This window comes from Streptomyces sp. NPDC016845 (genome assembly GCF_044332585.1).
GTDB lineage: Bacteria > Actinomycetota > Actinomycetes > Streptomycetales > Streptomycetaceae > Streptomyces.
On record NZ_JBIRPI010000001.1, the window covers coordinates 1,237,490 to 1,261,117 of the forward strand.

The 23,628-nt window shown below is 73.3% G+C and carries 22 protein-coding genes; 11 read left to right on the forward strand and 11 right to left on the reverse strand.

The features are described 5' to 3' along the window. Positions 1-33: 33 nt before the first annotated feature. From ACH4RC_RS05195 to ACH4RC_RS05215, 5 genes are all read right to left on the reverse strand, one after another. A complete protein-coding gene (locus tag ACH4RC_RS05195; protein WP_398195284.1) occupies positions 34-1,269 on the reverse strand; it encodes an AAA family ATPase in 1,236 nt (411 codons plus the stop codon). Between the two features lie 314 nt (positions 1,270-1,583). Beyond that, on the reverse strand, positions 1,584-2,897 hold the full coding sequence (locus ACH4RC_RS05200) for a hypothetical protein (RefSeq protein WP_398195287.1): 1,314 nt from the start codon (positions 2,895-2,897) through the stop codon (positions 1,584-1,586). A gap of 106 nt (positions 2,898-3,003) precedes the next feature. After that, entirely contained in the window at positions 3,004-3,681 is a 678-nt protein-coding gene (locus ACH4RC_RS05205; RefSeq protein WP_398195289.1) for an AIM24 family protein, read from the reverse strand. Between the two features lie 69 nt (positions 3,682-3,750). Then, entirely contained in the window at positions 3,751-4,941 is a 1,191-nt protein-coding gene (locus ACH4RC_RS05210) for a methyltransferase (RefSeq protein ID WP_398195731.1), read from the reverse strand. Between the two features lie 138 nt (positions 4,942-5,079). Beyond that, positions 5,080-5,370: a tetratricopeptide repeat protein gene (locus ACH4RC_RS05215; protein WP_398195734.1), complete on the reverse strand. Its 291-nt coding sequence runs from the start codon at positions 5,368-5,370 to the stop codon at positions 5,080-5,082. Positions 5,371-5,650: 280 nt separating this feature from the next. On the opposite strand from ACH4RC_RS05215, the gene ACH4RC_RS05220 reads away from it, so the two are divergent. From ACH4RC_RS05220 to ACH4RC_RS05230, 3 genes are read left to right on the forward strand one after another with little or no spacing between them, the layout of a single operon-like run. Beyond that, a complete protein-coding gene (locus ACH4RC_RS05220; RefSeq protein ID WP_398195292.1) occupies positions 5,651-8,842 on the forward strand; it encodes an amidohydrolase family protein in 3,192 nt (1,063 codons plus the stop codon). Positions 8,843-8,870: 28 nt separating this feature from the next. Beyond that, positions 8,871-9,668, forward strand: a complete 798-nt coding sequence (locus tag ACH4RC_RS05225) for an N-formylglutamate amidohydrolase (RefSeq protein ID WP_398195295.1) — start codon at positions 8,871-8,873, stop codon at positions 9,666-9,668. Then, on the forward strand, positions 9,661-10,158 hold the full coding sequence (locus ACH4RC_RS05230) for a flavoprotein (RefSeq protein WP_398195298.1): 498 nt from the start codon (positions 9,661-9,663) through the stop codon (positions 10,156-10,158). The genes ACH4RC_RS05225 and ACH4RC_RS05230 overlap by 8 nt, the downstream gene beginning before the upstream one ends. A 292-nt stretch (positions 10,159-10,450) precedes the next feature. On the opposite strand, the gene ACH4RC_RS05235 is transcribed toward ACH4RC_RS05230, so the two are convergent. From ACH4RC_RS05235 to ACH4RC_RS05245, 3 genes are all read right to left on the reverse strand, one after another. After that, positions 10,451-11,614 (reverse strand): alpha-hydroxy-acid oxidizing protein, encoded by a 1,164-nt coding sequence (locus ACH4RC_RS05235; protein ID WP_398195301.1) that lies wholly within the window; start codon positions 11,612-11,614, stop codon positions 10,451-10,453. A gap of 124 nt (positions 11,615-11,738) precedes the next feature. Then, positions 11,739-12,617: an alpha/beta hydrolase fold domain-containing protein gene (locus ACH4RC_RS05240; RefSeq protein ID WP_398195304.1), complete on the reverse strand. Its 879-nt coding sequence runs from the start codon at positions 12,615-12,617 to the stop codon at positions 11,739-11,741. Next, the gene (locus ACH4RC_RS05245) at positions 12,614-13,171 is read right to left on the reverse strand and encodes a quercetin 2,3-dioxygenase (protein WP_398195307.1); all 558 of its coding nucleotides are present in this window, start codon (positions 13,169-13,171) and stop codon (positions 12,614-12,616) included. The genes ACH4RC_RS05240 and ACH4RC_RS05245 overlap by 4 nt, the downstream gene beginning before the upstream one ends. Before the next feature lie 97 nt (positions 13,172-13,268). Here ACH4RC_RS05245 and ACH4RC_RS05250 point away from each other — a divergent pair, with 97 nt between their 5' ends. Then, positions 13,269-13,727, forward strand: a complete 459-nt coding sequence (locus ACH4RC_RS05250; protein WP_398195310.1) for a MarR family winged helix-turn-helix transcriptional regulator — start codon at positions 13,269-13,271, stop codon at positions 13,725-13,727. A gap of 18 nt (positions 13,728-13,745) precedes the next feature. On the opposite strand, the gene ACH4RC_RS05255 is transcribed toward ACH4RC_RS05250, so the two are convergent. Further along, positions 13,746-15,026, reverse strand: coding sequence for a phytase (locus ACH4RC_RS05255; RefSeq protein ID WP_398195312.1), 1,281 nt, complete (start codon positions 15,024-15,026; stop codon positions 13,746-13,748). Positions 15,027-15,260: 234 nt separating this feature from the next. Here ACH4RC_RS05255 and ACH4RC_RS05260 point away from each other — a divergent pair, with 234 nt between their 5' ends. The 7 genes from ACH4RC_RS05260 to ACH4RC_RS05290 all read left to right on the forward strand — a co-directional run bounded on the left by ACH4RC_RS05260 (position 15,261) and on the right by ACH4RC_RS05290 (position 21,372). Next, complete coding sequence (locus ACH4RC_RS05260; RefSeq protein WP_398195315.1) at positions 15,261-15,914, forward strand: GntR family transcriptional regulator; 654 nt, start codon at positions 15,261-15,263, stop codon at positions 15,912-15,914. A gap of 44 nt (positions 15,915-15,958) precedes the next feature. Continuing rightward, positions 15,959-16,711, forward strand: a complete 753-nt coding sequence (locus ACH4RC_RS05265; protein WP_398195318.1) for a PIG-L deacetylase family protein — start codon at positions 15,959-15,961, stop codon at positions 16,709-16,711. Further along, a complete protein-coding gene (locus ACH4RC_RS05270) occupies positions 16,711-17,424 on the forward strand; it encodes a 4-carboxy-4-hydroxy-2-oxoadipate aldolase/oxaloacetate decarboxylase (protein ID WP_398195320.1) in 714 nt (237 codons plus the stop codon). Before ACH4RC_RS05265 ends, ACH4RC_RS05270 begins: the two co-directional genes overlap by 1 nt. Continuing rightward, positions 17,421-18,518, forward strand: a complete 1,098-nt coding sequence (locus ACH4RC_RS05275) for a 4-oxalomesaconate tautomerase (protein WP_398195322.1) — start codon at positions 17,421-17,423, stop codon at positions 18,516-18,518. The genes ACH4RC_RS05270 and ACH4RC_RS05275 overlap by 4 nt, the downstream gene beginning before the upstream one ends. Then, entirely contained in the window at positions 18,515-19,480 is a 966-nt protein-coding gene (locus ACH4RC_RS05280; protein ID WP_398195324.1) for a catechol 2,3-dioxygenase, read from the forward strand. The genes ACH4RC_RS05275 and ACH4RC_RS05280 overlap by 4 nt, the downstream gene beginning before the upstream one ends. A gap of 121 nt (positions 19,481-19,601) precedes the next feature. After that, positions 19,602-20,936, forward strand: coding sequence for an MFS transporter (locus tag ACH4RC_RS05285; RefSeq protein WP_398195327.1), 1,335 nt, complete (start codon positions 19,602-19,604; stop codon positions 20,934-20,936). A gap of 10 nt (positions 20,937-20,946) precedes the next feature. Next, on the forward strand, positions 20,947-21,372 hold the full coding sequence (locus ACH4RC_RS05290) for a glutaredoxin domain-containing protein (RefSeq protein ID WP_398195330.1): 426 nt from the start codon (positions 20,947-20,949) through the stop codon (positions 21,370-21,372). Positions 21,373-21,422: 50 nt separating this feature from the next. Here the strand turns inward: ACH4RC_RS05290 and ACH4RC_RS05295 are convergent, their stop codons facing one another. Further along, positions 21,423-23,015 (reverse strand): DHA2 family efflux MFS transporter permease subunit, encoded by a 1,593-nt coding sequence (locus ACH4RC_RS05295; RefSeq protein WP_398195332.1) that lies wholly within the window; start codon positions 23,013-23,015, stop codon positions 21,423-21,425. A 121-nt stretch (positions 23,016-23,136) separates the two neighbouring features. Beyond that, positions 23,137-23,610 (reverse strand): MarR family winged helix-turn-helix transcriptional regulator, encoded by a 474-nt coding sequence (locus tag ACH4RC_RS05300; RefSeq protein ID WP_398195335.1) that lies wholly within the window; start codon positions 23,608-23,610, stop codon positions 23,137-23,139. Between the last annotated feature and the right edge of the window lie 18 nt (positions 23,611-23,628).

Consider the following 23,628-nt stretch of genomic DNA (forward strand, 5'->3'; position numbering starts at 1 on the left):
GAGGCACCACGGGCGCACCGCTACGAGGGCCGGTCATCGGCGGGACCCCGCCGCTCGGGCCACGGACCCCGCCGCTCGGGCCACGGACCGGTCCGACCGGCGGGCGACGCCCACGACCCCGGTCAGACGCTCCACCGAATCGGGCACCTCCCAGTCGTCGCGGCGCAGCGCGGCCAGCGTCGCCGCCGGGGCGACCAGCAGGTCCGGGGCGCCGGTCTCCAGGGCGCGCGCCAGCACCGCCCAGCCGGCCTCCCACCGGTCCCGCTCCGGCCGCGCGCCGACGGCGGCCACCACCGCCTCCAGCGCGGCCTGGCGCAGATCGCCGCGCGCGGGCAGCTCGGCCGCGGCCGGGTCGGCCAGGAGCTTCTCCGGGTCGGGCAGGTCCATCCGGTCCAGGTGGGCGAGGAGTTCGAGCCCCGGGCCGTCACCCACCGCACCCCGTACGAGAAGCGCCAGCACATCGCGCGACACGCCGGCCGCCGTGCCGAAGGCCAGCAGCGTCATGGCCGCCTCCCAGCTGCGCGGGGAGGGCCAGGCGCTGCCGCGCCGCGTCTCCGTGCTCGGCAGCCGGTGGATCAGCGTCGGCCGGGCTTCCAGGAACCCGCAGACCACCTGGCGGGCGAACGCGACGGCCTCCGTCAGCCGCTCCGGCGCCAGGCTGGGAAGTTCGGCCCTCGGCCAGACGCCGCCCAGGCCGCGCACCACCACGTCCCGGTCGTGCACCCAGTGCAGGTGCACGAACCGGTTCGCCAGCGGCGGGCTCAGCTCCCAGCCGTCCGCCGCCGACGCGCGCGGGTTGGCTGCCGCCACGATCCGCACACCCGGGGGGAGCTGAAGGGTGCCTACCCGTCGCTCCAGGACGACCCGGAGGAGTGCGGCCTGGACCGCCGGAGTGGCGGTGGAGAGTTCGTCCAGGAAGAGGAGGCCCCGGCCGGCCCGTACGAGTTGTACCGCCCACTGCGGTGGTGCCATCGGTACGCCCTGCTCCGCGGGGTCCTCGCCGATGATGGGCAGGCCGGAGAAGTCCGACGGTTCGTGCACGCTGGCGATCACGGTGGTCAGTGGCAGATCGAGTGACTCGGCGAGCTGTGTCAGTGCCGCCGTTTTGCCGATGCCGGGCTCGCCCCACAGGAGTACGGGGAGGTCGGCGGCGACGGCGAGGGTGAGGGCTTCGAGCTGTTCGTCGGGGCGGGGTTCCGTACGGGTGCTCCGCAGGAGGGCCAGGAGGTCGTCGGCCAGGGTCAGTTGGGTGCGGGTGGTTGAGGTCATGGGGCATCACCTGTGCGGGGTCTGGAACGGGCGGGCCGTTCGGGTGGGCGGCGCTTGGCGCCAGGGTTTTTGGCCGCGGGTCGGTGGGGGCTGGGCGCGCAGTTCCCCGCGCCCCTGAAATGCGCACTTCGTGCGCCATTTCAGGGGTCTGGCCGTCAGGGGTCTGGCCGTCAGGGGTCTGGCCGTCAGGGGTCTGGCCGTCAGGGGTCTGGCCGTCAGGGGTCTGGCCGTCAGGGGTCCGGCCGTCAGGGGTCCGGCCGTCAGGGGTCCGGTTTCTGAGGCGCGGTCTTTGAGGGGCCGGATGCTGGGTGGGTTCAGCAGGCCAGTGCTGAACGCGGGTGGCCGCGGCCGGGCTGTTTGTTGGGGGGTGCGTCCCATGGCCGTGATCGTCGTCGGGTCGCGTCCCAGGAGGTCAGGCCCGCTCGGAAGAGGCCCGCGTCGACGTGGCGGGTAGCCGCGGTGGTCAGGGCGTCGCGGAGCGGGCCGTCGCGCAGGAGCGCGGCGCGGCCGAGCAGCCCTTCGACCACGGTGAGCGCCCCGGCGACGTCACCGTGGAGGAGGCGTTCACGGACGGCGGGCAACGCCTCCGGGCTGCGGTGTGCCGCGTCGATCGCCCGCAGGCAGGGCAGCCCAGGACCGCCGAGCGCCACCAGCAGCTCCTCCCGGCGCAGTTGCGCCGGGTCGTGGTCGATCGCCGTCAGCACCTCGTCCCGTAGCGCGATCCGGTGGATCTCGCCCCGGCACTCCACCCGGTGCGGATCACCCGGCTCGGGCCCGGGGACAGCGGCCCGTACCTCGCCGGACGGCGCCAGCGCGGCGGCGACCAGCGGATGCAGCCGCTCCGCCGGGACCAGCCCGGCCCGGAGGAGTTCGACGTCCGGCAGCGGCCGGGTTGCCGCCTCCGGCAGCAGGGGAAGCCCCGTGACCGGCGGACCGGGCAGGGAACGGAGCGTCGGGGCATGGCCGTCGTCGGGGGCGACGAGTTCGAACACCGCGTGCTCGCGCGCGGCGAGCCGCACGGCGAAGGCCCCGCGAGCCGACCGGCCTTCGGCCCGCAGCAGCACCTCCGCCTCGGCCGCCAAGCCCGCCGCCGCCCTGCGCGCCAGCTCTCCGCCGCGACCGGCGTCCCAGAGGTGCCGGTGCAGGTCGAGCCGGAAACGCCGGTCGGGGTGGGGGTGCGGATGGAGCGCGGCGGCACCCTCGTGCGCGGCCCCCTCCCACAGGTCGAGGGAGATGCGCTGCCCCCCGTCCGCCCAGGCCGGAGGCGTACGCACCACCAGATGGAGTGGCCCGGCGCCGGACCGCTCGTACCGGGCGAGGGAGACGGTGAGGCCGGGCCGCAGGCGCCCGTCGGGGGCGATCCTGGGCATGTGCCAGCGCAGCAGGTCGGGTGCGAGGCGACGCAGATCCGTACGGACACGATGGAAGAGATCGGTGCCGTGGCGGACGCGGACGGCGCGCGGATCGAGGGCGACATCGACGCGGGCGGCGGCGCAGGCCCCCGCCCAGTCGCCGGCCGCACGTCGTGCGGTCGCGGTCTCGATCATGGACGGAGGGACGGCGTACTCGCGTACGCGCTGCCACATCAGCAGGTGGGACGGGATCTCGTCGGCGAAGTGAGGTGCCATCAGCACTCACCTTGCGCGGACGATTCCCCCATTCCGGACGAGGAGGAGTTCTCGGAGTTCTTCATCGCCGGCATCGTAGGCACCGCGCGCACGCCCTGTCATCCGCTTAATGCTGCTGCGGCTTCTGCGCCGTGGCCTCGCTCGGGCGGATCACCACGAAACCCTCGCCCTCCAGCATCAGCTGCACCGCCTCGCCGGAGCCGCCGCGCAGCATCGAGCCGACGGACTGGGAGCGGTGCAGGGAGGTGCGGAGGTTGGCGCTCCAGCCGACCACCGCGTCCGTGTCGACGTAGACCGGCTGCTGCGGCGAGACCGGCAGGACGAGCGGGTTGCCCTCGCAGACCAGGCCCAGCTTGCCGTTGCCGGTGAAGACGCTGTTGAACAGGCCGCCGCCGGTCATGCCCGCGCCCTTCACCGTCTTGATCTCGTAGGACAAGGTGGGATCGAAGCACAGGACGTTGCGGCCGTTGACCGTGAACACGTCGCCGGGTTCGATGTCGACCACGAAGACGTTCTGCGCCTCCTGCGCGAACCACGCCTCGCCCTGGCCCTTCACCTTCATCAGGGCCAGGCCCTCGCCGGTGACGGCCCGCTTCAGCATGCCGCCGACGCCCTGGCCCTTCCGTTCGAACTGCAGGTTCCCCCGGTAGGCGATCATCGATCCCTGGCGGGCCAGCATCTCGCCGTTGACCACGTAGCGGATCGACTTGGCGTTCTGGACGGTCATGCCGGGCGCGACAGCGGCCTGCACCATGTACTCACTCGCGAAAAGATCACCCTTCATGAGGGCATCGTCGCCCGGAGGGATCCGTTCCCACAAGCAGGGCGACGCGTGCGGCGCCGGTACGGCTGATCAGCCGCGCCGGGCTCCACGCGCGCGTGCCCCCTCGCGCTCGCGCCGTACCGCCTTCAGGACCACGAACTTCGGGCCGCTCGCGACGAGTTCACTGTTGCCGAAGAGGCGGCGCAGCTTCAGGTGATAACCGAGATGGCGGTTGCCGACGACCCACAGTTCACCGCCGGGGCGCAGCGCCGCGTGGGCCTGGCGGAACATGCGCCACGCCGTCGCGTCCGTCGTCGCCTGGTGCGAGTGGAACGGCGGGTTGTTGAGGACCAGGTCCACGCTCGCGCCGGGCACGCCCGCGAGACCGTCGCCGACGCGGAAGACGGCCTTGCCGGGGCGGTCGGCACAGTTCCGCGCGTACGTCGCCTCGGCCGAGGCCACCGCCTGGTGCGACTCGTCGGTGAACAGGATCTCCGCGTCCGGGGCGGTGAGCGCGGCGCTCGTCCCGACGACGCCGTTGCCGCACCCGAGGTCGACGACGCGGGCGGCGCCGGTCGCTCGCGGCAGGTGCTGGAGGAAGAACCGCGTCCCGATGTCCAGACGCTCGGCGCAGAACACGCCCGCGTGGTTGACGACCGTGCGGCCCGCCATGACGCCGATGTCGTCGGGGAGTTGATAGGAGTGCGGCCACGGGTCGGGCCCGGGGGAGGGGGCGGCCGGGTCCGGCGTGCTGAAGACGAGCCGCGCCTTCTTCTCGGCGAGGGAGGTGCGGGTCGGGCCGATGATCCGCTCGAACAGGTCCAGCGTCGAGGTGTGGATCTCCTTGACCATGCCGGTGCCGACGACCACGGTGCCCTCGTGCAGCGCGGGCCGCAGCCGGTGCAGCTGGTCCTCGAGCAGGGCGAGGCTCTTCGGTACGCGGACCAGGAGCACGTCCACGCGTTCGGGCGGGGTGTCCTGCGTGGTGAGCAGCCGGACCCCGGCGCCGTCGGCTCCCGCTCGCGCCAGGTTCTCCTCCGCCGCCCGCTGCCCGAGGTACGAGTCCGAGATCAGCGTCGGCGCGCACCCTTCCGCCAGCGAGAGCGCCGTGCCGATCGCCCCCCACCGGTCACCGGCCACCACGACCGCGCCGGACAGCTCCGTGCCGCTCTCGGCGAGGTGCTTCAGCAGGTACGAGTCGGCGGCGTCCCAGGCGCGCAGCGGGTCGCGGGGGTCCGCGGGGTATCGGGTGAGGTGAAGCTCGCCCCAGGGCGTGCTCATGCGCTCGACAGGGGCCGGGGCGGGTGTGGACTGATCGGTGCGGTTCATCGTCCGACCAGGCTAACCGAGCGGCCTCGCGGAAGGAGCCGCAGCTCACAGCGGTGCGTCGCTGTGCGCTGCGGCTCCGACGGGCTCGGCTCAGTCCTGCGGGAAGTCGCCGGCGAGGACCCCCGCCATCCGCAGGTGCGGCGCCGCCTCCGCGTCCCGTCCCTGGCGCTCCAGGGTCCGCCCGAGCATCAGCCGGGCGTAGTGCTCGACCGGGTCGCGCTCGACGACGATCCGCAACTGGTCCTCCGCGCGCCGCAGTTGCGCCGAGTGGTAGTAGGAACGGGCGAGCAGCAGCCGCGGCCCGACCTGCTCCGGGACCTCCTCGACGAGGCCGTCCAGGATGTCGGCGGCCTTGCTGAACTCCTTCGCGTCGAAGAACATCCGCGCCCGCTCCCACCGCTCCGCGGCCGTCCCGTGCGTGTAGTACTTCTGCTCCACGATTGCCTCCTCGTCGTTCGGGGGCGTCAACCCGGGGTGCGTCCGGCATATTCCCGTGGCCTCGCGGGGGCCTCCCGGGGGCCTCGCCGTGCGGTCGCAAGGATCCGGCCGTCCCCGCGCGGGAGGCCCCCGCCGCGTGCGTCCGCCCCGTATGTTGCTGTCAGTCCCCTCTTCACCTTGCGCATCCTCCGGCCCCGCACCCCTCTGCGCCCTGGGAGCCCCCATGGACACGCCCCGCCTCTGCGGCCCCGCCCTCTCGCGTCGCCGTTTTCTGCAGAGCACCACCGTCGCGGCCGGTGCCGTCGCCGCGGGGGCCGCCCTCGAAGCGCCGTCGGTCGCGGCGGCCGGTGCGCGCTCCGTCGTACTGTCGTTCACCGCCGCCACCAACGGCGCCGCCACCCTCGCCCCGTCCGGCGACCGGCTCGTCGCGGAGATCCAGAACGTCCTGTGGTCGATCCCGCGCGACGGCGGCCCCGCGACCGCGCTCACGACGCCCGAACTGGAGCCCACCAGGCCGCAGTTCAGCCCGGACGGCGAGCGGATCGTCGTCTGTGCGTACCAGGACGGCGGGTTCCACCTCTGGCTGCTCGACGCCGACGGGTCCGCGCCGCGCCGGCTCACCGACGGGCCCTGGGACGATCGCGGGCCCGCCTGGTCGCCGGACGGCACCCGCGTCGCGTTCGCCTCCGAGCGCGGCGGTGACCCGGTCGCCGGGAGCCCGTACCGGATCTGGGTCGTCGACGTACGGGACGGGAAGCTGACCCGGCTGACCGGTCTGCCCGGTCAGTCCGGCCCCGGGCAGGGCGGCGCCTGGGAGGACTTCGACCCCACCTGGTCCACCGACGGGTCGCGGGTTCTCTTCGTCCGCGGCGTCGTCCCCGCGCCCGGCGCCACCTTGCGGGCCACGACCATCGCCTCCGTCGGCGCGGACGGCGCCGGACCCGTCGCGGTCGAGCGCGTCGACGGATCCGGCGCCCAGGTCATGACCCCGGCGCTCTCGCCGCGCGGCCGCCTCGCCCACCTCCGTACCACCCCGTCACCCGCCGCGAGCTGCACCCTCGTGGTCGACGGCGAAGAGGTCGAGGTGGGCGGCGACCTCGCGCCCGTACCGCCGCGCTGGACCGGGGACGACACGCTGCTGCTCACCGTGGACGGCACGTTCCGCCTCGTACGCCCCGACAAGCCCGCAGACGCCGAACGCATCCCCTTCCTCGCCCGTCACACCGTCGACCGGCCCCACTATCGCGTCAAGCGCTACGACTTCGAGGCCGGGGGAGTACACCCCGTGCGCGCCCCGCATCTGCCCGCCCTGTCGCCCGACGGCCGATCGGTCGCCTTCGCCGCCCTCAACTCCCTGTACGTGGGCTCCACTTCGGTCGGCAGAGCGCCCCGCCGCATCGTCCGTGCCCCCGCGACGCGCTATCTCCTCGCTCCCGCCTGGGCCCCCGACGGCAAGGCGCTCCTGTACGCGGACGACCGCGCGGGCCTCCTCGCCGTGCGCCGCCACGACCTCGCCACCGGCAAGGAGACCGTCCTGGCGGAGGGCGGCCGCGTCTTTCCAGCGCTGTCGCCGGACGGCACCCGTCTCGCCTGCCTCGACATGTCGGGGAACCTCGTGGTCCGCGACCTCGCGGCGGGCACGGAGCGGGTCCTCGCGCAACCGCTGGGCGGCGGTGGACTGCCCGGCCGGCCCTCCTGGTCGCCCGACGGCCGCCATGTCGCCCTGTGCGACCGGGGCCGTCTCAACCAGCGCTTCCGCGAGGGCTACAACCTCATCCGCGTCGTCGACACGGCCACCGGCACGGCTGAGCCGCACGCGGTGGCCCCGCACGTGTCGATCGCCGACCGGTACGACTCAGGGCCCGTCTGGTCCCCCGACGGCCGCACCATGGCCGTCGTCGTCGAGTCCGCGCTGTGGCTGCTCCCCGTCCGCCCCGACGGCACCCCGGACGGGCCGCCCCGCCAGGTCACCGAGGAGGCCGCGGACCATCCGAGCTGGGCCGCCGACAGCCGCCGCCTGCTCTACCTGTCGGCGGGAAAGCTCCGCCTCCTGGACGTGAAGCGCGGCACCGCCCGTACCGTCCGCGTCCCGCTCGACCGGCGCCGGCCGCGCCCCGCCGACACCGTCGTGCACGCGGGCCGCCTCTGGGACGGGACCGACGGGGCCGGGGGCGCCGTCCGCGACGACGTCGACATCACCGTCGAACGCGGACGGATCACCGGCGTCGCCCCGCACCGCGCCGGAGCCCGGCGCCCCGCCGCACACCGCATCGACGCCTCCGACCGGACCGTCCTGCCGGGCCTGTGGGACGCCCACACCCACCCCTGGCAGTCCACCTACGGCGGCCGCCAGACCGTCCTGCAACTCGCCTACGGCATCACCACCGCCGTCTCCCTCGGCGGCTTCGCCTACGAACAGGCCCGCATCCGGGAAGCGGTGAACGCCGGGGCGCTCGCCGGCCCCCGTCTCCTCGCCACCGGCGAACTCCTGGACGGGGCCCGCGTCGCCTACAGCATGGGCCGCGCCCACCGCACCCGCGCGGGCCTGCGCCGCTCCCTCGACCGGGCCGCCGCGCTCGACTGGGACTTCGTGAAGACGTACGTACGGGCGCCGGGCTGGGTCATGGAGGAGGCGGCGCGCTTCGCGCACGAGCGGCTGGGCGTACGCAGCGGAAGCCATCTCTGCACCCCCGGTGTCCAGCTCGGGCAGGACCTGACGACCCATCTGCAGGCCACGCAGCGCCTGGAATACGGGCACGCCACGACGGCGGGCGGCCGTTCGTACCAGGACGTGCGGGAGATCTGCACCCAGGCGGGCTTCCACCTCGTCGCGACACCCTTCACGGCGGCGCCGCTGCTCGGCGCCGACCCCTCCCTCGCGGACGATCCGCGCGTCACCGCGCTGATGCCGCCGTGGGACACGGTCGTCGTGGACCAGCTGGCGGCGGCCCCGCCCACCGACGCCCAACTCGCCACGCTGCGGCGCGAGACCGACAACTACCGGCGGATCCTGGCCGACGGCGGACTGGTCGCCCTGGGCACCGACCAGCCCCTGGTCCCCGTCGGCCTCCACCTCCACCTCGCCCTGCGCGCCCTGCATCGCGGCGGCCTCACCCCGGCGCAGGCGCTGCGCACCGCGACCGTCCTGCCCGCACGCGTCTTCGGCGCGGACGCCGACCTGGGCACGGTCGAGGAAGGGAAGCTCGCCGACCTCACCTTCGTCGACGGTGACCCGTTCACCGACTTCGGCGACCTGGTCCGTACGACGGACGTCCTGCGCGGCGGGCTCCTGTTCCGGCAGGCCGACCTCGTGGGGGCCTTCGAACCGGTCACCGCGGACGCGCACACCGGTCACTGGCTGGAGGTGAGCCGCCGCATGAGGAAGGACGGCTGCTGCGACCCCGGCCTCCGGTGACGTGCCGGGGACGGGGGAGAGTAGGGACATGGACAGTCCCGCCCACCGGCTCCTGCCCGGCGATCCCGCCTCGCCCGTCCTCCTCCACGTGCCGCACGGCTCCCGTACCGTCCCCGCCGGCGTACGGGCCGGGCTGCTGCTCGACGGCGTCGCCCTGGAGCGCGAGCTCGACCTCATCACCGACGCCCGCACCCAGGACATCGCCGAGCACGCCGCGCGCGCCGCCGCCGTGACCCCGTGGCGGTTCGTCAACGAACGGTCCCGCCTCGTCGTCGACCCCGAACGGTTCCCCGACGAGCGGGAGGAGATGCGGGCGGTCGGTATGGGCGCCGTCTACACCCGCACCACCCGGCGCGAGCCCCTGCGCCCCGAGCCGCCCGCCGACGAGGCCGAACTCCTCGCCACCTACTTCCACCCCTACGCGGAGGCGATGACCCGGGCCGTCGAGGACCGCCTCGCGGCGACCGGCCGGGCCGTGATCATCGACGTCCACTCCTACCCGAGCCGCGCCCTGCCCTACGAACTGCACGGCACGGACCCGCGCCCCGCCGTCTGCCTCGGCACGGATCCCTTCCACACCCCGGACGCGCTGGTCCGTCTGGCCCGCGAGGCGTTCGCTCCGCTGGGCGAGACCGGCCTGAACACCCCGTTCGCCGGGGCCTACGTACCCCTGCGCCACTACACGAAGGACACCCGCGTGCACGCCCTGATGCTGGAGCTGCGCCGCGACGTCTACCTCGACGAACCCGTCACCCCGAACGACGCCGGTCTGCTCAAGGTCGCGGAGTGCCTCGCGGCGCTGATCGAGGAGGCACACCATGGCTGAGCCGTTCCTGTACGTGATCGTCAGCGCGGCCGGGGCCGCGGACGGCGTCGGCGGGCTGATCGGCGACGCGCGGGCCGCGGGGTGGGAGGTCGGCGTGATCGCGACGCCCACCGCGCTCGGCGGCTTCTTCGACCGGGCCGCCGTCGAGGAGCGGACGGGGCGCCCGGTGCGGTCCGCATGGCGCTCGCCCGCGACGCCTCGGCCGTTCCCGCCGGCGGACGCGATCGTGGTCGCGCCCGCCACGTTCAACACGGTCAACAAGTGGGCGGCGGGCATCGCCGACACCCTGGCCGTGGCGACCCTCTGCGAGGCGTACGGCGCGGGCACCCCCGTCGCCGCCGCCCCTTGCGTGAACGGACAACTGGCCCTGCACCCCGCCTACCAGGACAGCGTGCGGCGGCTGCGGGGGATGGGCGTACGGTTCGCCTCCGGCGACTTCAGCTGGCCCGCGACGACGGAGCTGCTCGCGCACCTGCGCAAGGGTGAGTGAGGCCCCGCCTCGAACGGCGTCCGGGGCCGGCGGGACGCCCGACGCGGCTCCGCCACAGGCACGGCGGTCGACCGGCCCCGGCGGGCTGCACAAGACCCGCCGTCGACGGGCCCCGGCGGACTGCACAAGACCCGCCGTCGACGGACCCTGGCGGGCTGCACAAGACCCGCCGTCGACGGACCCCGGCGGGCTGCACAAGAGCCCGCCATCGACCAGTCTCGGCGGGCTTCACACGACCCCGCCGTCGACCGGCACCGCCGCACCGCGCCCCGATGCTTCGATGTCCGGGCCGTCAGGCCCCCGCCACCCTCACCAGGGTCTCCGGTGTCAGGTCCGCGAGCGTCGGATACCCGTCCACCGCCATCAGCAGATCCGCCTCCGCGAGCAGCGTCCGCAGGACGTGGACCAGGCCGTCCTCCCCGCCGACGGCGAGCCCGTACGCGTACGGGCGTCCGACGCCGACCGCCGTCGCGCCGAGCGCCAGCGCCTTGACGACGTCCGTGCCGGAGCGGACGCCGGAGTCGAAGAGGACCGGGAGGCCGTCGGCGGCCTCGACGACGCCGGGCAGGGCGTCGAGCGCGGGCAGGCCGCCGTTGGCCTGGCGGCCGCCGTGGTTGGAGCAGTAGATGCCGTCGACGCCGCCGTCGCGGGCCCGGCGTACGTCCTCGGGGTGGCAGATGCCCTTGAGGAGCAGCGGCAGGTCGGTCAGGGAGCGCAGCCAGGGCAGGTCGTCCCAGGTGAGCGGGGAGCCGAAGAGGCCGACCCAGGCGGAGACGGTGTCCATGGGGTCGGTGCCGGGGACCAGTTCCCGGAAGCGCGGGTCCGAGGTGTAGTTGGCGAGGCAGTGGCCGCGCAGCTGGGGGAAGTTGGACGTCGACAGGTCGCGCGGGCGCCAGCCGGTGATGAAGGTGTCGAGCGTGACGACGATGCCCCGGTAACCCGCGGCCTCGGCCCGCTTGACCAGGCTTTCCGCGAGCTCCCGGTCGGTCGGCGTGTAGAGCTGGAAGAAGCCCGGGGTGTCACCGAACTGGGCGGCCACGTCCTCCATCGGGTCCACCGACAGGGTCGAGGCGACCATGGGCACGCCCGTGCGCGCAGCGGCCCGCGCGGTCGCCAGATCCCCGTGCCCGTCCTGCGCGCACAGCCCGATGACGCCGACCGGCGCCATGAAGAGCGGAGAGGGCAGGCGCAGTCCGAACAGGTCGACCGACAAATCCCGCCGGGCCGCGCCGACCATCATGCGCGGCACGAGCCCGTACCGCCGGAACGCCTCGACGTTCGCCCGCTGCGTGTGTTCGTCACCGGCGCCCCCGGCCACGTACGACCACACGGACTCGGGCAGCGCCGCCCGTGCCCGTGCTTCCAGGGCGTCGTGCTCCATCGGCATGGTGGGCACGACGCCCCGCAGTCCGTCGAGGTAGATCTCGTACTGGTAGTCGCCGAACTGCGGGCTCATGCGCACACCTCGTCATCGGGGTTCTGTGGTGGAGCACCCCAATCTGCCAGCACTTTCGTGCCCGGTACAGAGATGCCCGCTACAGAGGTACCCGGTACAGAGATGCCCGTTACAGAGACGAGGATCATGCGGTGCGGCGCGTGAACTCCAGCGACGCGCGGAAGATCTCCGCCACCTCGTCCTCGTCGGCGCCGACCCAGCCGTGCTCCGCCCCGGCCACGATCCGCAGCTCGGCCTCCGCGCCCGCCGCCCGCAGCGCCGCCGCCAGGTCCCGGCCGTGCCCGCACGGCACCATCGTGTCGGCCTCGCCGTGCACGATCAGGAACGGTGGCGCGCCCGCGTGCGCGCGGCGGACGGGGCTCGCCGCGGCGGCGCGTTCCGGGACGGTCGAGGGCGCCGCGCCGAGCAGGAGCGCCTCCATCGACGAGGGGTCGGCGGGGTCGAACGGCGGTCGCGGTGTCTCCAGATCCGACGGCCCGTACCAGACGACCGCCCCGGCGAGCGGCGGCTCCGGGTGCGTGAGCGCGAGGAGCGAGGCCAGGTGACCGCCCGCGGACTCGCCCCAGACGACGACCCGCTCCGAGTCGATGCCCAGCTCGTCGGCGCGCAGCCCCAGCCAGCGCAACGCCGCGCGTACGTCGTCCAGTTGAGCCGGGAACAGTGCCTCGCCGCTCAGCCGGTAGTCGACGCAGGCGACGGCGAGCCCGGCCGCCGCGATCCGCTCGAACGGGCCCGGCTCCCAGGCCCGGGTGCGCACCCCCATGTCGTCCCGGCGGCCACGTCGCCACGCGCCGCCGTGCAGGAAGAGGACCAGGGGAACGGGGCGCCGGGCCTGCGCCGCGGGCAGCCACAGGTCCAGTTCCAGCGGACGGCCGCCCTCGACCACCCCGTACGGCACACCTCGCAGCACACGTGTCCCGGCCCCGCGCTCCGCCGCCGGAGGCAGCGGCGCGACGTCCGGGTGCGGCGCGGCGATCAGCGCCCGCACCTCGGCCGCTGTCACGAGGTCCGCCACTGCTGGTCGGGCAGGAACCGGACGTCGTACTCCCGCGGCACGGTACCGAACTTGTGCGGCTCGGGGACGAACGGCCGCTGCGGCAGGCCGTGTGCCTCCGCCGGGGTGCCGAGGCTCTCGAAGAACCGCTCGAAGGTGCCGCCGGGGCCGGCCGCGACGCCGACGATCTGCGTGTGGTGGCGCTCCATCCGGTAGGCGTGCGGACAGTTCTTCGGTACGAAGCCGAAGTCGCCCGGTGTGAGCAGGCGTTCGGTCTGCTCGCCCTCGGTGTCCTCGACGAACAGGCGGACCGCGCCGTGTGTCACGTAGAAGACCTCATACGTGTCGGCGTGCAGGTGCGCCGGGATGATGTCGCCCTTGGGTCCTTCACAGGTGAAGAAGTTGAAGGTGTTCTCGGTCTGCTCACCGCCCGCGTAGACGGTGATCAGGTCACCGAAGAGGTGGGCCCGGTCGCCCTCGCCCTTCTCGATGAAGTACGGCTTTCCCGGCTCGGGCGGGATGCGGGACGCGTCCCGGTAGCGTGTCGCGAACTCGATGGTCATGTGGGGCCCACCTTCACGTGCCGACCTGCGCTTTGTCAGGTTGCCTGACGATGTACGTCAGGTAGCCTGACATCTCGATGAGGAAGAAGGCAAGACGATGACCGGGGTCCGGCGCGACCGGCGTGATCTGCCGCAGCTGCTCGGCGAGGCCAGACGCTGGTTCGAGGAGGGGCTGCTCGCCGAGGTGGGCGGCGACGGCGGGCCCGCGGTGACGCCGCCGCAGGTGCAGCTCTTCGCGCAGCTCGACGAGGAGGGCACCACCGTCGCCGAGCTGGCGCGGCGGATGGGCGTGACACGGCAGACCGTTCATCAGGCCGTGCACGCGCTGGTCGCGGCTGGGCTGCTCGAACAGGTGCCGGACCCGTCGTCGGCGCGGCAGCGGCTCATTCGCCGCACCGCCGAGGGGCGGCGCGCCCACGAGCGGGCGCGCCGCGCGCTGGAGCGCCTGGAGGAGCGGCTCGCCGACCGGATCGGCGCGGCGGCGGTCGCGGCGCTGCGGTCCGCTCTCGAATCGGCCTGGGGCGAGCCGCCCACCTGTTCGGACAAGCGGCCTTAGTCGTGCCTTAGTCGTGCCTTAGTCGTCGATCGCGGCCGTGACCTTGCCCAGGTCCACGAACTTGAAGTCGGTGGAGGGGCGGTCCGGGTCGCCCGGCGCGTCGTGGCCGTCCTGGACGACGAGGAGGCCGTGCGGGTAGCGGCGGCCGAGCGGGGCGTTCAGCGCGGCGGCGCCGTCGCACTCCTCGGAGCCGTCGAGCGCCGCCGAGGCCGGGGTGATCCGGAAGCCGCCCGCGTACTCACCGGCGTCGGACGCCTCCCGGTCGTACGCCGCGAAGGTGTTGTCGCCCTGGCTGGAGGCGAGCAGGAGGCCGTCGCCGTCCTTCTCGGTGACGAGGGTCAGGCCCTCGACGTCGGCGGTGAGGTGCGTGCCGCCGAAGCCGGGGTCGGCGCCCGCGACGCACTCCTCGGTGGCCTCGTCGTAGGTGCCGGGAACCCCGTACTCGCGCACCTTGTCGACCAGTTCCGGGGCGCCCTCGAGGTCGGCGCGCAGGCGCCAGATGCCGACGTCCTCCTGGCCCGCGTACAGCGTGCCGTCGGCCGGGTCCACCACCATGCCCTCGACCTGCGGGAGTTCACCGGGCTCGGCGCACGGTGACCATGACGCCCCGTTCGGCAGGCGGAAGGCGGAGGGCAGGTCGAGGGTCCGTACGGGGCGGTAGCCGACGGTGCCGTCGCGTTGCGCGGTCAGTTCGAGGAGGGCGAGGCGCGTGCGCTCCCGCTGACTGACGAGCGCGTACGAGCGGCCCGTCCGCTTGTCGGTCCAGGTGGCCAGGCCGTACGCGGTGCGCTGCTCGTCGACCTCTTCCTGGGAGGTGGAGAAGACCAAGGGTGCCCGCGGGTCGGTGACGTCCTTCAGCGGGCCGCCACGGCGGTCGCGGTCGACGCGGTAGATCCTCAGCCGGTCGCTGCCCCGGTCCGTGGTGACGGCGAGGTCGGGCAGGCGGGCGCTGTCCACCAGGTCGACGTTGTTGAAGCGGCCGGGCGCGTGGTCCGGGCCCGGCGCGGCGGGCGCGGGTATCGACTGCACCTCGCGCGCGTCCAGGTCGTACACGCGCAGCCCGCCCTGCTTGGCCGTGGCGATGACGAGGCTGCGGTCGGGGTCCGCGTCGTTCCGCCAGATCGCGGGGTCGTCGGCGTCGGCGTCGCCGCCCGCGGCGTCGTCGTGCAGGGCGGCCGTCTCCGCGCGCGGCGGCACGGCGGGCAGCGGGGCGGTGGCTCCGGCCGGGGCGGTGGCGGTCACGGCGAGCGCGGCGACGGCGGTGGCGAGGAGAGCCAGGGGTGTCCGGGTGCTGACCACGGGAGAGCTCCTTCATGTCGGGAACATGCCGGGAACATGACGGCAGCATCGTGTGATCTTGGCGTGAGACGGAAGGGGTCGGTGCGTGAACCGGACCCGTACGGGGTGTGAACGCCTGGGCAGGGCAGGGGCGAGATCCGGAGCGTGCCCGGAGCCGGAATTATGCGAACAAAATCGTTGACAATCTTGTTGGCCTAGATTTAGCGTCGACAGGCACTCACTCAGGGAGGGCAGATGCCGAAGGAAGCCCGTCCAGGCTCCGGAGAGCAGGCCAAGCAGTACGCGCTGGAGCGGCTCAGGCAGGCGATCCTGCGCGGCGAGATGTCACCGGCCCAGCGGCTGGTGGAGAACGAACTCGCCGAGCAGTACGACGTCACCCGCGCCAGCATCAGGGCGGCGCTGCTCGACCTCGCCGCCGAGGGGCTTGTCGAGCGGATCCGCAACCGCGGATCGCGAGTGCGCGTGGTCACGGTCGAGGAGGCCGTGGAGATCACGGAGTGCCGGATGGTGCTCGAAGGGCTGTGCGCGGCCAAGGCGGCGAAGGACGCCACCGACGCCCAGCTCGACGAGCTGACCGCGCTCGGCGAAGCCATGTCCAAGGCGGTCGCCGACGGCGATCCGCTCTCCTACTCCGACCTCAACCACGACCTGCACGCCCGCATCCGGGACATCTCCGGCCAGCACACGGCCGTCGGTCTCCTGGAGCGGCTCAACGCCCAACTGGTGCGCCACCGCTTCCAGTTGGCGCTGCGCCCGGGGCGTCCGCAGCAGTCCCTGAGTGAACACCTGGCGGTGATCGAGGCGATCCGCGCCAGGGACCCCGAGGCGGCCGAACGGGCCGTCCGCGCCCACCTCGGCAGCGTGATCGACGCCTTGCGCGCCGGCTGACGCCGCCAGGGCGGGCGCCTTCCTCGCAGTCAAGGAGACGCAGCATGACCCAAGGCAACCCGCCCGCCGCCCCATCACGCTCGACACTGGTGATCACCGCCCACGCGGGGGACTTCGTGTGGCGGGCCGGTGGCGCCGTCGCGCTGGCCGCCTCCCGGGGCGAGAAGGTCACCATCGCGTGCCTCACGTTCGGCGAGCGCGGCGAGTCCGCGAAGGCCTGGCGCGAAGGCAGGAAGCTCGACGAGATCAAGGCGATACGCCGCGACGAGGCCGAGCGCGCCGCCGCCGAACTCGGCGCCGACGTCCGCTTCTTCGACGCCGGGGACTACCCCCTCGTCCCCACCGCCGAGCTGACCGACCGGCTCGTCACCGTCTACCGCGAGACGCAGCCCGACGTCGTCCTCACACACCCCGTCGAGGACCCGTACAACGGCGACCACCCGGCCGCGAACCGTATGGCCCTGGAGGCGCGCGTCCTCGCGCAGGCCATCGGCTACCCCGGCGAGGGCGAGATCATCGGCGCCCCGCCCGTCTTCTACTTCGAGCCGCACCAGCCGGAGATGAGCGGCTTCAGGCCCGAGGTGCTCCTCGACATCACCGAGGTGTGGGAGACCAAGCGCCGCGCCATGGAGTGCCTCGCCGCGCAGCGGCACCTCTGGGACTACTACACCGACCTCGCCGTGCGCCGGGGCGTGCAGCTCAAGCGGAACGCGGGCCCGAACCTCGGGCTCACCCACAAGACCATGGCCGAGGCGTACATGCGCCCGTACCCGCAGATCGCGAAGGAGCTCGCCTGATGCCCGGCGTCATCGTCACCGACCCACCCAAGGCCACCCGCGAGGAGGTCGCGGAGCTTGCCCGGTACGGCGTCGCCACCGTCCACGAGGCGATGGGCCGCACAGGTCTCCTCGGCAGCCGGCTGCGCCCCAACCAGCAGGACACCCGGGTCGCCGGTACCGCCGTCACCGTCCTGTCCTGGCCCGGCGACAACCTCATGATCCACGCGGCGGTCGAGCAGTGCGGCGAGGGCGACCTCCTCGTCGTCACCACCACCTCGCCGTCCACGGACGGCATGTTCGGCGAGCTCTTCGCCACCGCCCTCAAGCAGCGCGGCGTACGCGGCATCGTCACGAACGCCGGCATCCGCGACACCTCCGAGCTGCGCGAGATGGGCTTCCCCGCCTGGTCGGCGGCCGTCTCCGCGCAGGGCACCGTCAAGGCGACGGGCGGCAGCGTCAACGTACCCGTCGTGATCGGCGGCGAGATCGTCCGCCCCGGTGACGTGATCGTCGCCGACGACGACGGGGTCGTGGTCGTCCCCCGCGAGGGGGCCGCGGAGGCGGCCCGCAAGTCGCGGGCCCGCGAGGAGAAGGAGGCCGCCACGCGCGCCGCCTTCCTGGAGGGCCAGCTCGGCCTCGACCGCTACGGATTGCGCGACACGCTCACGCGGCTCGGCGTCGAGTACCGCACCTACGACGAGCAGACGAAGCACACGGGGGCCGGTTCGTGACCGCGCCCACCGAGGTGCGCTGCATGCTGATGCGTGGCGGCACCTCCAAGGGCGCCTACTTCCTCGCGGACGACCTCCCCGCCGACCCGGCCGCCCGCGACGACCTGCTCCTGCGGATCATGGGCAGCCCCGACCCCCGCCAGATCGACGGCCTCGGCGGCGCGCACCCCCTGACCAGCAAGGTCGCGGTCGTCGCACCCTCGCAGGACCCGCAAGCCGATGTCGACTACCTCTTCCTCCAGGTCGGCGTCGACAAGGCCGAGGTGTCGGACCGGCAGAACTGCGGGAACCTCCTCGCGGGCGTCGGGCCGTTCGCCGTCGAGCGCGGACTGGTCGCCGCCGGTTCCGCGGAGACAGCCGTCCGCATCCGCATGGTCAACTCCGGGGACTCCGCCACGGCGACGTTCCCGACCCCGGGCGGGCGCGTCGACTACACGGGGGGCACGGAGATCTCCGGTGTCCCGGACACCGCCGCGGCCGTCGTCATCGAGTTCCCGCCCGGCAGTGCGCCCTTGCTGCCCACCGGCCACGTCCGCTCCACCGTCACCGGCATCGAGGTGACGTGCGTGGACAACGGGATGCCGACCGTCCTCGTCGACGCCCGGTCCCTGGACGTCACCGGCTACGAGGATCCGGAGGAGCTGGAGGGGAACGCCGAACTCGCGGACCGCGTCCGTCATCTTCGGCTGGCCGCGGGCGAGTTGATGGGCCTCGGCGACGTCTCCGCCGCGACCGTGCCCAAGGTGACCCTGCTCGCCCCGCCCCGGCACGGCGGCGCCGTCACCACCCGCACCTTCATCCCCGTACGCTGCCACACCTCGATCGGCGTCCTCGGCGCCGCGAGCGTGGCCGCGGGTCTGCTCCTGGACGGGGGCGTCGCCGCGAGCGTCGTCCGGCCTCCCGCCACGGACCGCGTACGCATCGAGCACCCCACCGGCTTCACCGACATCGAGAGCAGCCTCGCCGAGGGGCCCGACGGGCTGCCCCGCGCCCGCCGCACCGCTGTCGTCCGTACCGCCCGCAAGATCTTCGACGGCACCGTCTTCCCCCGCCCCGCCACCGCGCCCGCACCCCCTTCAGGAGGTCCCCGATGACTCCGCCCCTCGGCGACATCGCCCACGTCGGCCACGCCCAGCTGTTCACCCCCGACCTGGACGCCAGCGTCGCCTTCTTCACCGACTTCCTCGGCCTCACCGTCAACGGCCAGGACGGGGACACGGTCTATCTGCGGACCTTCGACGACTACGAGCACCACAGCCTCGTCCTCACCGCCCGCGAGCAGCCCGGACTCGGCCGGCTCGCCCTGCGCACCTCCAGCGAGGAGGCGCTGCGGCGCCGGGTGGGGGCGGTGGAGGCGGCGGGCGGCAGCGGCCGGTGGGCCGAGGACGAACCCGGCCTCGGCAAGCTGTACGTCACCACCGACCCGGACGGCCACGAACACGCCCTGTACTGGGAGAGCGAGTACTACCAGGCGCCGGATGAGCTGAAACCGGCGTTGAAGAACCAGCCGCAGGCCAAGCCCAACCGGGGCGTCGGCGTGCGCCGCCTCGACCACATCAACTTCCTCGCCGCCGACGTGCTCGCCAACGCCGAGTTCCAGCAGAACGTGCTCGGCGCCCGGCCCACGGAACAGATCCGCCTCGACACAGGGCGCGTCGCGGCCCGTTGGCTGACCTTCGGCAACAAGTCGTACGACGTCGTCTACACCGAGGACTGGACCGGCAGCGAGGGCCGTCTGCACCACATCGCCTTCGCCACCGACACCCGCGAGGACGTCCTGCGCGCCGCCGACCTGGCCATCGACTCCGGCGTCTTCATCGAGACGGGCCCGCACAAGCACGCCATCCAGCAGACGTTCTTCCTCTACGTCTACGAGCCCGGCGGCAACCGCATCGAGCTGTGCAACCCGCTCACCCGGCTCGTCCTCGCGCCCGACTGGCCGCTGATCACGTGGACCGAGGCGGAGCGCGCCAAGGGACAGGCGTGGGGGCTGAAGACCATCCAGTCGTTCCACACGCACGGCACCCCGCCCGTGCGGCCGCCCGTCCAAGGCTGAGCACTCATGGATTGTTCCTGAGATTGTCAACAAAAGTGTTGACGAAGGGCGGCACGCGTTTCTAGCGTGCCGCTCACACATATCGCTCCAGGGACTCCCCACCCTGACGAGAGGAACAACGATGTCCTCCTCCGCCACCCCGCCCGCCGCCGCCCGCCGCGGCGTGAGAATGGCCCGGCTCGTCTTCGCCCTGTGCTGGCTCGCCGTCCTCTTCGACGGCCTCGACATGTTCATCTACGGCTCCGTGCTGCCGCACATGCTGGAGTCGAAGGCGCTCGGCCTCGACCCCGACCAGGCCGGTGACCTGGGCAGCTACGCCACCTTCGGCATGCTGATAGGCGCCCTGACCGCAGGCACGGTCTCCGACCGGATCGGCCGCAAGAAGATGATGGTCGGCTGCGTCACCGTCTTCTCGCTCGCCTCCGGACTGTGCGCGCTCGCCCCGGACGTCGCGACGTTCGGCCTCGGCCGCACCCTCGCCGGCATCGGCCTCGGCGGCCTGCTGCCCACCGCGATCACGATGGTCTCCGACTACGCGCCGCGCGGACGCGGCGCCCTGATCGTCGGCGGCCTGATGACCGCGCACCACGCGGGCGGCATCCTCTCCGCGTACGTGGCGACCTGGGTGGTCGAACCGCTCGGCTGGCGGGCCGCGTTCTGGTTCTGCGTGCTCCCGCTGCTGTTCGTGCCGGTCATCGCGAAGGTCATGCCGGAGTCCCTGAGCTTCCTCGTCGCCAGGGGCCGCACCGAGGAGGCGCGGCACCTGTCCACCACGTACGACGTGGAGCTGCCCGCCCTGAAGGAGCGGCGGCCGGAGGGCGCCGGGCGCTGGGACGCGCTGACCGACCTGTTCCGCGCCCACCAGTGGGTGCAGACGCTGCTGTACTGGGTGGCCTCGTTCGGCGGTCTGCTCCTGGTCTACGGCGTTGCGACCTGGCTGCCCACGCTGATGCGCGCCGAGGGCTACGACCTGGGCTCCTCGCTCCAGTTCGTCGTCGTCTTCAACCTGGGCGGCATCGCGGGCATGCTCGTCGCGGGCCGCGCCGCCGACCGTTTCGGCGCCCCGCGCATCTCCGCGATCTGGTTCCTGCTGACGGCGGTCAGCGTCTACCTGCTGAGCATCCACATGGCGCTCGCGCTCACCTTCGTGGTGGTCTTCCTCGCGGGCGTCTTCCTCAACAGCGCGCAGACCATGATCTACGCGACGGTGTCGATCCGCTCCGCGCCCGAGAGCCGGGCCACGGCGGTCGGCTGGACCTCCGGCATGGGCCGCTTCGGCGCCGTCTTCGGCCCCTGGCTCGGCGGCCAGCTCCTCGCCTCCGGCAACGGCGACTGGGGCTTCACGGCCTTCGCCCTGACCGGTCTCTTCTCGATGGTGTTCATCGGCATCGCGTCCCTGCGCAAGGCGCCGCAGGTCACGCCCCGGACCGCGGACCAGCCGGTGGCCGCCGCGTAGTCTGCGGATCATGACACGCGCCTTGATCCTGCCGATACTCCTGGTGCTCTGCGGCGCTCTCGCCGCGACCGGCCCGGCCCTGCGGGGAGACACCGGGACGGCCGTGGCGTACGTGCTGGTCTTCCTTGTGCTCGCGGGCGTGTGCTCGCCGCTGATCTTCCCCAGGTCGGTCGGCTCGGCCGAGGCGCGACGGCGCGGCGCGGCCGACGGGCGGCCCGTCGTCTACTGGCGCCCCGGCTGCGCGTACTGCATGCGGCTCCGCCTGCGACTCGGCCGCCGGGCCCGCCGGTTGCACTGGGTGAACATCTGGCGCGACCCGGCGGGCGCGGCCGCCGTGCGGGCGGTCAACGACGGCAACGAGACGGTGCCGACCGTCTTCGTCGCGGACCGCCCGCATACCAACCCCGACCCCCGCTGGGTACGGGAACAGCTCTGAGCGCAGTGCTCATGGAGCGGTGCTCCGCTCCGGGAGCACCGCCGCGGACCTCAGTGCTGCACAGGGGCGCCCTGCTTGCGCAGCACCGCCGCCGAGGCCAGCGCGCCGAGCGCGCACAGCACGCCCATCACCAGGACGGCGGTGTGCACGCCGGTCATGAATGCCGCGTGGCTGCCCTCGACCACCGCCGCCTTCAGCTGCGCGGGCATCGACTCCGAGACCGGCGCCGCGCCCATCGCCACCGCGTCCTTCGCCTCCGCGAGCTGCCCGGTGGCCCGCTCGGGAACGCCCGCAGAGGTCAGCTCCGAGCCGAGCGTCGAGCCGACCCGGCTGCTGATCAGGGACACGAGCACGGACGTGCCGAGCGCGCCGCCCACCTGCAGCGCGGTCGCCTGCAAGCCGCCGGCCACGCCCGCGTCCTCGACCGGCGCGTTGCCCACGATCGCGGCGGACGACGCCGACATCACCATGCCGACGCCGAGACCGAGCGCGACGAACGGCGGCCACAGCGCCCCGTACCCCGACTCCGCCGACCACGTGAGCATCAGGAACGACGCCGCGCCCTGGAGCACCATGCCGAGCGGCATCGTCAGCCGCGGCCCGAACCGGTCGGTGAGCGCCGCGCCCAGCGGCGACGCGACGACGGACGCGAGGCTCAGCGGCAGCGTGCGGACACCGGCCTCGACGGGCGAGAACCCGCGCACGTTCTGCAGGTAGAGCATCACGAAGAAGATGCCGCCGAGCAGGACGAAGAAGTTCAGCGCGGTGACGACCGTGCCGACGGTCACCGCCGAGCTGCGGAAGAGCCGCATCGGAAGCAGCGGGTGCGCGACGCGCGACTCGTACGCGCCGAAGAGGACGAGCAGCACCACACCGGCGACGATCGCGCCGAGGGTGCCCGCCGAGCTCCAGCCCCACGTCTCGCCCTTGACCACGCCGAACACCACGACCAGCATGCCGAGCGCGAGCAGGACGACACCGACGACGTCGAACTTCTCCCCGGCCGCCTTCGCGTTCCTGCTCTGCGGCAGCACCAGCGCGCTGACGACGATCGCGATGATGCCGACGGGCGCGTTGATGTAGAAGACGGACTCCCAGTTGACGTGCTCGACGAGCAGGCCGCCGACGATCGGGCCGAGCGCCGTGGAGACCGAGGAGACCATGGCCCAGATGCCGACGGCCATACCGAACTTGCGCGGCGGGAAGACCGCGCGCAGCAGGCCGAGCGTGTTCGGCATGAGCAGCGCGCCGAAGAAGCCCTGCGCGGCGCGGAACGTGATGACGAGCTCGATCGACCCGGACAGGCCGATCGCCACCGACGCCACGGTGAAGCCCGCGACGCCGACGAGGTAGACGGTGCGCCGGCCGAACCGGTCACCGAGCTTGCCGCCGAGTATCAGTGCGGCGGCGAGGGCCAGCAGGTAGGAGTTGGTCACCCACTGCAGGCCCGCGGTGGAGGCGTTCAGGTCGCGGCCGATCGCCGGGTTCGCGATGGAGACGACCGAACCGTCGAGCCCGACCATGAACAGGCCGAAGGCGACGGCGATCAGCGTCAGCCAGGGGTTGGCGCGCCGCCCCGAGGGGGCCGCGTCCGGTGGCGGAGACACCTGGGCGGGGGAGGGGGCGACAGAAGGGGAGGACATGCGTGTGCCTTGTCTGGGACGAGGGTCAACGAGGGGCAGTGAAAAAAGGGGCACGGAAAGCGCCCCGCCCCCGGCACAGGCGTGACGGGAGCAGGGCGCGTGCGCGGCGGACCGGCGGGCGTCAGCCCGCGGTCGGCCGCAGAAACGTGTCGAGCGAGTTCAGCGCGCCCAGGGCGGAGCCGAGCGCGTCCAGCTCACCGCCGGTCAGATGGCGCAGCGCCGCCGCGAGGTGGCGCCGGGCGATCCCCTCGGCCTCGGCGATCCGCTCCCGGGCCACGGCGGTGGTGTGCAGATGGGCCACGCGCCGGTCCGTGTCGTCGCCGCGGCGTTCGAGCAGTCCGGAGCGGGTGAGGTGGGAGACCAGCGCGCTGACGTTGTTCGGCTGCATCAGCAGCTCGTGCGCCGCCTCGCGCACCGTGATGCCGTCCCGCTCCGCCACCAGACGGAGCAGCGCGATCTGTGCCTCGGGCAGCCGGTCGTGCGGGAAGTCCCCGAGGATCCGGCGGTCGAGGGTCCGGTGCAGCGTCGGCAGGGACACCGCGAGCGCACAGGCCACGCGGTCGACGTCCTTACGGGCGGCACGGGAGACGGGCATGGCACCCAAGATAGGTAT

Bases quoted from the DNA above. Each gene is read 5' to 3' on its own strand.
- ACH4RC_RS05195 (WP_398195284.1), bottom strand. From the start codon at position 1,269: ATGACCTCAACCACCCGCACCCAACTGACCCTGGCCGACGACCTCCTG.
- ACH4RC_RS05200 (WP_398195287.1), bottom strand. From the start codon at position 2,897: ATGGCACCTCACTTCGCCGACGAGATCCCGTCCCACCTGCTGATGTGG.
- ACH4RC_RS05205 (WP_398195289.1), bottom strand. From the start codon at position 3,681: ATGAAGGGTGATCTTTTCGCGAGTGAGTACATGGTGCAGGCCGCTGTC.
- ACH4RC_RS05210 (WP_398195731.1), bottom strand. From the start codon at position 4,941: ATGAGCACGCCCTGGGGCGAGCTTCACCTCACCCGATACCCCGCGGAC.
- ACH4RC_RS05215 (WP_398195734.1), bottom strand. From the start codon at position 5,370: ATGTTCTTCGACGCGAAGGAGTTCAGCAAGGCCGCCGACATCCTGGAC.
- ACH4RC_RS05220 (WP_398195292.1), top strand. From the start codon at position 5,651: ATGGACACGCCCCGCCTCTGCGGCCCCGCCCTCTCGCGTCGCCGTTTT.
- ACH4RC_RS05225 (WP_398195295.1), top strand. From the start codon at position 8,871: ATGGACAGTCCCGCCCACCGGCTCCTGCCCGGCGATCCCGCCTCGCCC.
- ACH4RC_RS05230 (WP_398195298.1), top strand. From the start codon at position 9,661: ATGGCTGAGCCGTTCCTGTACGTGATCGTCAGCGCGGCCGGGGCCGCG.
- ACH4RC_RS05235 (WP_398195301.1), bottom strand. From the start codon at position 11,614: ATGAGCCCGCAGTTCGGCGACTACCAGTACGAGATCTACCTCGACGGA.
- ACH4RC_RS05245 (WP_398195307.1), bottom strand. From the start codon at position 13,171: ATGACCATCGAGTTCGCGACACGCTACCGGGACGCGTCCCGCATCCCG.
- ACH4RC_RS05250 (WP_398195310.1), top strand. From the start codon at position 13,269: ATGACCGGGGTCCGGCGCGACCGGCGTGATCTGCCGCAGCTGCTCGGC.
- ACH4RC_RS05260 (WP_398195315.1), top strand. From the start codon at position 15,261: ATGCCGAAGGAAGCCCGTCCAGGCTCCGGAGAGCAGGCCAAGCAGTAC.
- ACH4RC_RS05265 (WP_398195318.1), top strand. From the start codon at position 15,959: ATGACCCAAGGCAACCCGCCCGCCGCCCCATCACGCTCGACACTGGTG.
- ACH4RC_RS05270 (WP_398195320.1), top strand. From the start codon at position 16,711: ATGCCCGGCGTCATCGTCACCGACCCACCCAAGGCCACCCGCGAGGAG.
- ACH4RC_RS05280 (WP_398195324.1), top strand. From the start codon at position 18,515: ATGACTCCGCCCCTCGGCGACATCGCCCACGTCGGCCACGCCCAGCTG.
- ACH4RC_RS05285 (WP_398195327.1), top strand. From the start codon at position 19,602: ATGTCCTCCTCCGCCACCCCGCCCGCCGCCGCCCGCCGCGGCGTGAGA.
- ACH4RC_RS05290 (WP_398195330.1), top strand. From the start codon at position 20,947: ATGACACGCGCCTTGATCCTGCCGATACTCCTGGTGCTCTGCGGCGCT.
- ACH4RC_RS05295 (WP_398195332.1), bottom strand. From the start codon at position 23,015: ATGTCCTCCCCTTCTGTCGCCCCCTCCCCCGCCCAGGTGTCTCCGCCA.
- ACH4RC_RS05300 (WP_398195335.1), bottom strand. From the start codon at position 23,610: ATGCCCGTCTCCCGTGCCGCCCGTAAGGACGTCGACCGCGTGGCCTGT.